At 67.7% G+C, this 8,789-nt stretch carries 8 protein-coding genes and 1 pseudogene; 4 read left to right on the forward strand and 5 right to left on the reverse strand.

Annotated elements, in window-relative coordinates:
* A partial coding sequence (locus ABN273_RS58565; RefSeq protein WP_349458462.1) for a zinc ribbon domain-containing protein occupies window positions 1-299 on the forward strand: 299 nt, incomplete at its 5' end.
* Between the two features lie 19 nt (window positions 300-318).
* On the opposite strand, the gene ABN273_RS58570 is transcribed toward ABN273_RS58565, so the two are convergent.
* From ABN273_RS58570 to ABN273_RS58580, 3 genes and pseudogenes are all read right to left on the reverse strand, one after another.
* The gene (locus ABN273_RS58570; protein ID WP_349458463.1) at window positions 319-1,380 is read right to left on the reverse strand and encodes a glycoside hydrolase family 127 protein; all 1,062 of its coding nucleotides are present in this window, start codon (window positions 1,378-1,380) and stop codon (window positions 319-321) included.
* 32 nt (window positions 1,381-1,412) lie between these two features.
* Window positions 1,413-1,577 (reverse strand): annotated as a pseudogene (locus tag ABN273_RS58575) (Clp protease N-terminal domain-containing protein); the annotation flags it as partial.
* Between the two features lie 126 nt (window positions 1,578-1,703).
* On the reverse strand, window positions 1,704-2,639 hold the full coding sequence (locus ABN273_RS58580) for an SDR family NAD(P)-dependent oxidoreductase (RefSeq protein ID WP_349458464.1): 936 nt from the start codon (window positions 2,637-2,639) through the stop codon (window positions 1,704-1,706).
* 56 nt (window positions 2,640-2,695) lie between these two features.
* On the opposite strand from ABN273_RS58580, the gene ABN273_RS58585 reads away from it, so the two are divergent.
* The 3 genes from ABN273_RS58585 (at window position 2,696) to ABN273_RS58595 (ending at window position 5,875) form a co-directional block, all read left to right on the forward strand.
* Entirely contained in the window at window positions 2,696-3,115 is a 420-nt protein-coding gene (locus ABN273_RS58585) for a MerR family transcriptional regulator (protein WP_349458465.1), read from the forward strand.
* An 810-nt stretch (window positions 3,116-3,925) separates the two neighbouring features.
* Window positions 3,926-5,365 carry a M1 family metallopeptidase gene (locus tag ABN273_RS58590; RefSeq protein ID WP_349458466.1) on the forward strand — a complete coding sequence of 480 codons (1,440 nt, stop codon included), beginning with the start codon at window positions 3,926-3,928 and terminating at the stop codon, window positions 5,363-5,365.
* An 81-nt stretch (window positions 5,366-5,446) separates the two neighbouring features.
* Window positions 5,447-5,875, forward strand: coding sequence for a tyrosine-type recombinase/integrase (locus ABN273_RS58595; RefSeq protein ID WP_502911356.1), 429 nt, complete (start codon window positions 5,447-5,449; stop codon window positions 5,873-5,875).
* A 312-nt stretch (window positions 5,876-6,187) separates the two neighbouring features.
* Here the strand turns inward: ABN273_RS58595 and ABN273_RS58600 are convergent, their stop codons facing one another.
* The gene (locus ABN273_RS58600; protein WP_349458467.1) at window positions 6,188-6,871 is read right to left on the reverse strand and encodes a patatin-like phospholipase family protein; all 684 of its coding nucleotides are present in this window, start codon (window positions 6,869-6,871) and stop codon (window positions 6,188-6,190) included.
* 318 nt (window positions 6,872-7,189) lie between these two features.
* Window positions 7,190-8,344, reverse strand: a complete 1,155-nt coding sequence (locus tag ABN273_RS58605; RefSeq protein WP_349458468.1) for a DUF418 domain-containing protein — start codon at window positions 8,342-8,344, stop codon at window positions 7,190-7,192.
* Between the last annotated feature and the right edge of the window lie 445 nt (window positions 8,345-8,789).

The following is an 8,789-nucleotide window of genomic DNA, read 5'->3' on the forward strand; positions in this document are numbered from 1 at the left end:
TGAACCCGGCGTACACCAGCCAGACGTGCAATGTGTGCACGGTGGTAGATCGGAAGTCCCGCCAGAGCCAAGCGGTCTTCCGGTGTACCTCGTGCGGACACACCGAGCACGCCGACGTGAACGCCGCAAAGAACATCCTCACCGCCGGGAGGGCGGAGCACGCACAACCCGGACCGGGTGCGCGGGCTGGGGCGCGCAAACCACGCAACTGTGTGGGCCGGAAGGTGAACCGCCAAGCAACAGCAGCTCAGGGCCACGCTACGGCGAGCCCCGAGCTGGCTGGAATCCCCCGACTTTAGTCGTGGGGAGCGCTTCAAGTCAGGACGCTTCGGGAATCCAGATGCGCATGGCTGACGGACCGCGGCGAGACCATGATCGGTAGGCGATCAGCGGTACGGTGTGGTCTTCGCCGGATCGGTGATGGCGTGCGGTGGCCGCAACGGAGCCGCGGATCGCGTCGGTGCGGTGGTCCGGGCGGGTGACCCGCGGCCGCATGTCGAGGGTCAGCTCGAGGGTGTCGCCTGCACGCCACGTCCTGGTCAGCACCATGCTGGCATCGGGTGTTTGATCGACGGGTTCGCCGTTGAGGCTGAGCCTGGTGTCGGCGGACCACTCCGGATTGCGCAGGCTGATCGACGCCGGTCGGCGCGGCGCCTGTTGCACGACGATCGTCACTGCACCGCTGTGCGGGTAGTCCGTCGCGACGTCCAGCTCGAACGGCTCCCCGTCCACGATGGCGCCGAGGGCGGAGGAGACGTACTGGTGGATCTGGATGCCGTCGGCCGTGGTCGTGGCCAGGTATCCGCCGAGGCTCGCGAGCGTGCGGGCCAGGTTGGGCGGGCAGCAGGAGACCTCGTACCAGGCCTGGCGCCGGCCGGACCCGCCACGGATGCACACGCCGTCGTCGTTGAGCGGGACCTCGCTGTCCGGATGGCGCTGGTGCAGGGTGTTGGCGTAGAAGAACGAGCGGCCGTCATCGCCGAGCGAGGTCGCGACGATGTTGTAGAGGGTTCGTTCGACCAGGTCGGCGTAGCGCGGTTCGCCGGTGGCCAGCAGCAGCCGCCAGCTGAACATGATGGACGCGACACCCGCGCAGGTCTCGCAGTACGACCGGTCCGGCGGCAGCACGTAATCCTCGCCGAAGGCCTCGTCCATGTGGTGCGAGCCCATTCCACCGGTGATGTACGTCCGGCGTGCGACGGTGTTGTCCCACTGCCGCTCCAGCGCCTCGAGCAGTTCGTCGTCGCCGGTCTCGACCGCGACGTCGACCGCCCCGGCGGCCAGGTAGAGCGCGCGTACGGCGTGCCCGCGCAGCACGTCGGCCTTGCGGACGGGAAGGTCGTCCTGGGCGAAGGCCCGCCCGAACTCGATCAGCGGCAACGTGCCCGTGCCGCGCCGCTCGACGAACAGGGGCTGAGGGGTGCCGAATGGCCGATCCTGCTCGCCACGCCCTCACCTTCCCGGATCAAACCGAGGAGAAGATGCTCGGTACCGATGTAGTCGTGGTCGAGCATTCTGGCCTCGTCCTGGGACAGGACGACAACACGCCGCGCCCGGTCGGTCAACTTCTGGAACATCCCGCCACTCCTCGCCGACGTACCCGAGGCGCCTCTGACCGGTACGCAGATCCACGTGCGTGGCCGGCGCGGTCGAGGCGGCTCCATGACGGAGGTCGTGAAGGCATATGGTGGCATCGGCGATGCTCATTGAAACGCGTTGACGCCGGTGAGCTCCGCCGACAATCCCCACAAGCGCCTGGTCTGTCCGCGGTCGACCTCCATGCCGTCGCCGAAGGGCTCGGCGATGTCGCAGTCCATGCAGTAGACGCCGCCCTTACCGGCCAACTGCGGCGAGGTCGCAGCCCATACCTGCGTCGCCGCTCCCTGCGCAGGCGTCTTGAAGTCGTCGTTCACCTGCTTGCCGGACGCGTCGATCCAACCGGCCTCGATCATCTCCTCCTTGGTGAGGTGGCGTTGCAGCGGGGTGAGGATGTACCCCGGATGCACCGAGAACGCCCGAACTCCGGCGTCCCGGCCGAGCACGTCGAGCTCCGCCGCGAACAGCACGTTCGCCGTCTTCGCCTGTGTGTACGCCTGCCACTTATCGTAGCCATGCTGGAAGTGCACGTCGTCCCAGCGCAGTCCTGAGACCAGGTCGAAGCCGGAGGCCACGACCACGACGCGGGCAGTCCCGCCACGGGCGATCGCCGGCCAGAGCAGGTTGACGAGCGCGTAGTGGCCGAGGTGGTTGATCGCGAACTGCGCCTCCCACCCGGGGCCGACCCGCGTCTCGGAACAGGCCATGATCCCGGCATTGTTGATCAGGATGTCGATCTCCCGCCCCGACGCCAGGAACCGATCGGCGAATCCGTGGACACTGCCGAGGTCGGCCAGGTCCACCTCGTCGACCTCGATCCCGTCGATGCCCTCGACCGCCTCGTGGGCGATCGTCCTCCGCCGGGCCGGAACGATGACGTGGGCTCCGGCGCGGGCGAGCGCGCGGCTGGTCTCCAGCCCGAGACCCGAGTAGCCCCCCGTGACGATGGCGAGCTTGCCGGACAGATCGATCCCACGCAGAACGTCGTCCGCGGTGCTCCGGGCGCCGAATCCCGATCCAAGTTTGTGCTGAGGCGTTGTCATGATCAGAAAAGCTAGATGCTAGACCGTGGTCTAGGTCAATGGCGTACGCTCGCTCCATGACCGGCAGCACACCAGAACTGAGCATCGGGCAGGTCGCGGAGCGCACCGGGCTGAGCGTGCACACCCTGCGCCTCTACGAGCGGGAAGGCCTTTTCGCCAGTGAGGTGAGACGAAGCGCGAACGGCCGCCGCGTCTACAGCGAGGGGGACGTGGAATGGCTGTCCTACTGCACGAGGTTTCGCGCGTCCGGCATGCCTCTCGCCACGATCCGGCGCTTCGCCGAACTGATCCGGCAGGGCCCCGGCAATGAAGACGAGCGGCTGGCGTTGCTGCGCCGCCATCAGCAGCAGGTCCTCGCTCGGATCGCCGAACTCACCGAATGTCTCACCCTCATCTCCCACAAAGTCGGGGTCTATGAGGAGCACATGTCGCGGGGTACGGCGAGCGCCCTCTGGAGCACCGGCAACCCCGCGTAGGCCACCCGGGCGCTCCACGCCGATCCCGCCTCGGAGCTCGGCCCTCCTACGGCGAAACGGTCTACGTGTCCGAGCTGCGGATCAGGTCGTCGTGGAACCCAACCGCGGCGTGGTGGTGTCCCGCTCGGAAACACGGTTTCGTGGTATGAGCTGGAATTTGCTGCGCGATCAGAGCGGCCGCTACGACCATCATGAAGTATTGCTATCGCTTGTCTACCGATTGATGAGGTGCTTGTTCGCCCTGCTGGCAGTGCTGGTCCGCGCTGATCTGTCCAATAACGTTGAGCCGCGATGTCTGGCCGGCTCACGGTGTCAGATTCTCCTAGCGGGAGAACGCCCCAGGAGGCGTTTTCGAGGGCGAGCGGCGCGCGTCAGGCGCGACGCAGCCAGAAGCCACTGGAGTGCTCGTCGGCGTGCGGCCGGTCGTAGACCCAGCCGTCGACGGAGGCCAGCTCGTCGAGCGTCCACCGGTAGGAACGCGACGCCCACCCGTCCTCCGGCCTTGGTTGAAGATCGGGAAGTCGCGGCAGTCGCCGTCATCGCGGACGCACGGGCCGAACCCGCCCCAGGCGGCGCGGGGGGTGTTGTGGGACTCGAACACCTTGCTGCCGGTGAGAGGGCGCAGGGCGCACTGGGCGTCATAGATCGGCCCGGCGTTGAGCGACAGACAAGGTCCAGAAACGGCTTCACAGGGAGTTTTCAGGAACGATCCGGCGGTTCCCTCGCCCGGTGACGAATCGGGAAAGGCACTTGTAGGCCCCTGCCTGCGTCGTTAACCTGGCGCGAATGCGCGGGCCCCTTTTATCCCTTATGACCGTCGCCCTGGCCCTGCCGGCCTGTAGCGCGTCCCAGCAACCCCCGGCGCCCGCCACGAGGCAGGCCCAGGCGGCGCCGGTCGCGTCCGCCGCCGCGCCCGAGCGCCCGAAGGTGGACCTGAGCGCGTACGAGGCGGGCCGGTCCAAGCCCGTCGCCGACCCGGTGTACCCGGCCTACGGCAACCCGTCGATCGACGTGCTCCACTACGACCTGGCGCTCACCTGGAAGCCGGGCACGCGCACGCTGTCCGGTACGGCCGAGCTCACCATCCGGGCCGCCCGGCCGATCTCCCGCGTCCGCCTCGACTTCGGCCGCGCCCTCAAGGTGGACGAGGTCACGGTGAACGACACCCGGGTCCGGGCCAGCCGGAAGTACGACGACCTGACGGTCCCCCTGCCCGAGGCTCTGGAGGCCGACGAGGGCGCCGTCGTGACCGTGCGCTACCACGGCACGCCCAAGCCCGTGGACGCCAAGCAGCGGCGCGAGGACATCTCCATGCTCGGCTTCCACGTCGGCAACGGCGGCCGGGCGTGGGCGCTGCAGGAACCGTTCGGGGCGTTCACCTGGTTCCCGGTGAACGACCACCCATCGGACGAGGCGCTCTACGACGTGGCGATCACCGTGCCCGAGGGCTGGTCGGGCGTGGCGCACGGGACGTACAAGGGCAAGACCTCGGCCGGGCGGACAAGCACGTTCCGGTGGCAGTCGACCAACCCCGTGGCCAGTTACCTGACGGTGTTCGCGGCCGACAGGTTCCGGATGTACAAGGACAAGGGGCCGCGCGGGATCCCAATCACGTACTGGATCCGGCCGCAAGATGTCGCCAAGCAGCTGCCCGTGGCCAAGCGCATGCCGTCGATCCTGCGCTGGCTTGAGCGGAAGATCGGGCCGTACCCGTTCCCGAGCGCCGGACTGGTGGCCACGAGCGACTCCGGCATGGAGACCCAGCAGATGGTCGCCCTCGGCCCCCGGTACATGCAGCCCTCCGTCGTGGCGCACGAGCTGGCCCACCACTGGTTCGGCGACACCGTCACCCCGCGCACCTGGCGCGACCTGTGGCTCAACGAGGGCTTCGCGATGTACTTCGAGATGCAGTGGTACGCCGACCACGAGGACGGCACGATCGACGAGTTCATCGCCAACATCCGCCGCATCGACGGCCGGCTGCGCCGGAAGGCGGGCCCGCCCGGCAGGTACCGGCGCGACTCCTTCGGCATCAGCAACGTCTACTACGGCCCCGCGATCATGCTGCACGAGATCAGGAAGCGGCTCGGCGACCGGAAGTTCTTCGCCACGATGCGGGCCTGGGCCCAGGAGCACCGCAACACCACCCAGGACCGGGCGTCGTTCACCCGGTGGATCAACGACTACACCAGCCGGGACTTCACCAAGCTCATCGACACCTGGTTGGACTCCAAGACGACCCCGCGCTGACGACCAAGGGCGAGTAAGTTTGGACGAGGTCAACGGTTCCGGCCCTGGCCGTCCGGCCGTCCGGCCGTCCGGACCATCGCTCTGGACAGCGACACCGCGCAGGTTCTGCGCGCTCACCGGCAGCAGCAGCTCCAGGAACGGCTGGCCATGGGCGAGGCGTGGACCGACAGCGGGTTCGTCTTCACCCAGCCCGACAGCAGCCGCCTGCACCCGCAGCACGTCTCCGACCAATTCCTCTGGCTGGCCTACCTGGCCGGACTACCGCCCGTCCGACTGCATGACCTCCGCCATGGCGCGGCCTCGCTGATGCTGGCGGCCGGGGTGGAGATGAAGGTGGTACAGGAAACCCTGGGACACACCTCCAGCGCCTTCACCGCCGACACCTACACCTCCGTCTACCCACAGGTCGCCACGGCCGCGGTCGAGAAGACCGCCGCCCTGCTTTTCGGCAAGAAAGACCAGACCCAGCCCGGGAAACTCATCCCGCTGAGAAGCCGACAGTCGGATTAAGCATCCGGCCCCGCATTCGCCGCCTACTCGCGGCAAGGCGGGGCCGCTGCTCTTCCCGCAGCAGCCGGAGACGGTGAATGGATCACGGTGTGTGCGGGGTTGGTGCGCGCGAGCACGCAGGGAGCACGGCGGACATCCCAATTTGATCATTGCATCGCGGCTTCCCGGCATGGATCCCGCACTCCAACAATGCTGGCGCAATTCATGGATGACGGTCGCAGTGCTCGGCACGTGCTCCAACCCGTACGCAACTCAATGATCTTCGCGGCGCGAGCTGCATGCTCGGATCGAGGTCGTCGCTGGTTCCAACTGTCATCCCCTGCGCCGTCCACGTGGGGCAAACCACGCGGACGACGCCCGGAATGACGTCGCTTCAGGACACCGCGGCGGTTCTGGTGTGATCGGCCAGTGGCGACAACGACGACGGATCGAGCGTCGGAAGGTACTCAGCGGGCTGATCAACGAGTACCACCGAGCCGGGTAGCCGTTCCGGAGAACTCCCAGCTCAAGCTCCCGGCGCCAACGGCCCCGGACATCGCAACGCGACCCACCCGGCACGTGACCGGGAGAGCACATGAGCCGTCTTTCAGATGAGGAGCGGTATGACCTTCGCGAACGTATCCAGCGCCGCCTCCTGAACAGGGGTGCGGCCTTGCCGGGGTGGGCGGCCGCGATGGCTCCGTTGAGGGCACCCACCGAGGTTCCGACGATCAGGTCGGGGACGAATCCTCGCTGCTCCAACGCGTACCCGACACCAACCTGCGCAGCTCCGAGCACTCCCCCGCCCCCTACCGCCACCGCAACGCGACGGGGAAGGGCGTGCAAGCCCGCCGGCTTCGGGCCCTCGTCCGGCCGGCTCGTCGATGACGAGGACCGCCTCGCCTCGTCGCCCATCATGGCTGGACTCCTCTCATAGCCGTGACCACCGGACCAGTCGCCCTCGCTGAGGCAATCGAGAGCCGAGGAGGCCGATCTCCGGTGATGTGCAGCCTTCATGTTCCGCCCTTCTCACCACCGCGCGGATACGTTCCTCAGCTGAGACCGGCCGGCCACCGAATCTGTGACACCCTCGGCGTGGGCGGCCGACTGGCCGGATCGATCGAAGCCGAACATGCCAAGGTGAGGAGGACGCCGGTACACCCGACGATCCGCTGTGCAAGCAGCGATCAGAGCCGGTGACGGTGGACCATGCGGAATTCGATCTAGCTCTTCATCGGCACCACCGCCTGTGTGCTGCTCCTGCTGGCGTCGTGGCCTCGGTCCGGTTCGGCCCTTACGCCTTCGGCTCCTGACCAACGCACCGGCACGGCCCGATCAGGCTTCTGACCGCGTCGGATCTGTACGAGTCCCGGCGTCCCACCGCCCATGGGTGAGCGCTCGTAACACATACTCGACGGGGCCGTACCGGTGCCGCCGCAGCCACCACATGCTCACTGCCAGCAGCACCGCGTAGATCGCCGCCGCGACGCCCATCACGGCCAAAGGTGACAGCGTGCCCGCCAGCGCCAGCCCGTACCCGGTGAAGATGAGGCAGCACAGCACCGACTGACCGATGTAGTTCGAGGCCGCCATGCGCCCGGCGGGGGCCAACGCGCGGCGGACAGCGGGCACGCGTTTGAGCACCTGGAGCAACGTGACTACGTAGGCGGCGGTCAGGAGCACCGAGGTCACGTTGTTCAGTGCCATCGCGACCAGTTGCAGGGCCCCGCCGCCGCGCGAGGTCGCCCAGCTGAAGAAGACCGCGGCGGGCACTCCGACGCCGAAGCCCGCCCACTGCACACGCGGCATCAGGTGCGCCCAGCGCTCCGGCTCCTCCAGCAGCCGCGCCTTCCCCAACGCCAGCCCGAACAGGAGCAGCGCCATCGCCATCGGCCCCTGCCCGAGCCACACCATCGCCACCAGAGCCGGATATGTCTGGACCTGGAAGGTCAGAAAGCCCAGCGGGCCGTCCCTGACCAGTTCCTCGGCATGCAGTCCGGCAGCCGCGTCCACGGCCTGGGGCGGCCCCGGGTCCAGCAGCGTCAGCCCGGAGAGGATCAGCCAGATCACCGACATGACCCCGATGATCCAGCAGCCGACGACGAACGCCTTCCTGGCCGACACGCCCCGCATAGCCAGCAGGACCAGCCCGAGCGCGGCGTAAAGGGTGAGGATGTCGCCGATCCACAGCAGGAAGCCGTGCGCCACGCCGATCAGGAACAGGCCCAGGCAGCGTCGCAGCATCCTGGCCTTCACGTCCACGCCGTCGCGGGTCATGAGCGTGAAGGAGTAGCCGAACAGGAACGAGAACAGGATGTAGAACTTGGTCAGCACGAACGTGCTGACCAAGAACGCGACGGGGCCGTCGCTGATCGGCATGGTGCCGATGGAGACGGCGTAGCGGGGGTCGGCGAAGAATCCGATGTTGGCCACGAGGATGCCCGCCAACGCGAAGCCCCGCACGGCGTCGATCTCACGCACTCGCGTCATGAGCACGACCATAGGAAGGGCGGAGCGCACGGCACATCGACCTTCGGAAGGCGAAGGACCGACCAAAGTCGGCCTTTGACCGGAAGGTGCTCGGCGGCGCGTACTGAGGGGCCACGGTGATTCCGGACAGCCGTCTTATGGGCGTAGCCTATGCGGCTATTTGGGTTGAAAGGGACTCGTTGAGAACTTCCAGGGGTGGCCGGTAGCCGAGCGCGGCCAACTCGCCGACTTGGAACTACGGCACCGCCGCCGCGCCCGCGCCGAAGACCGCATCCGCTGCGCCAAGGACACCGGCCTGACCAACCTGCCCCTGCACGACTGATCCTGCTGGTTAACTCGCGACACGCGGTTGTAGGTTCGTGACCTGAGTCTTTGGCGTCCGGGATCATGCGGTGCGCGGCCGGGTTTCCCCCTCCTCCCGGTCGTGGATGGAGTGGTCGGTGTC

The sequence above is a fragment of the Nonomuraea sp. B19D2 genome, from assembly GCF_040137845.1.
Taxonomy (GTDB): Bacteria; Actinomycetota; Actinomycetes; order Streptosporangiales; family Streptosporangiaceae; genus Nonomuraea.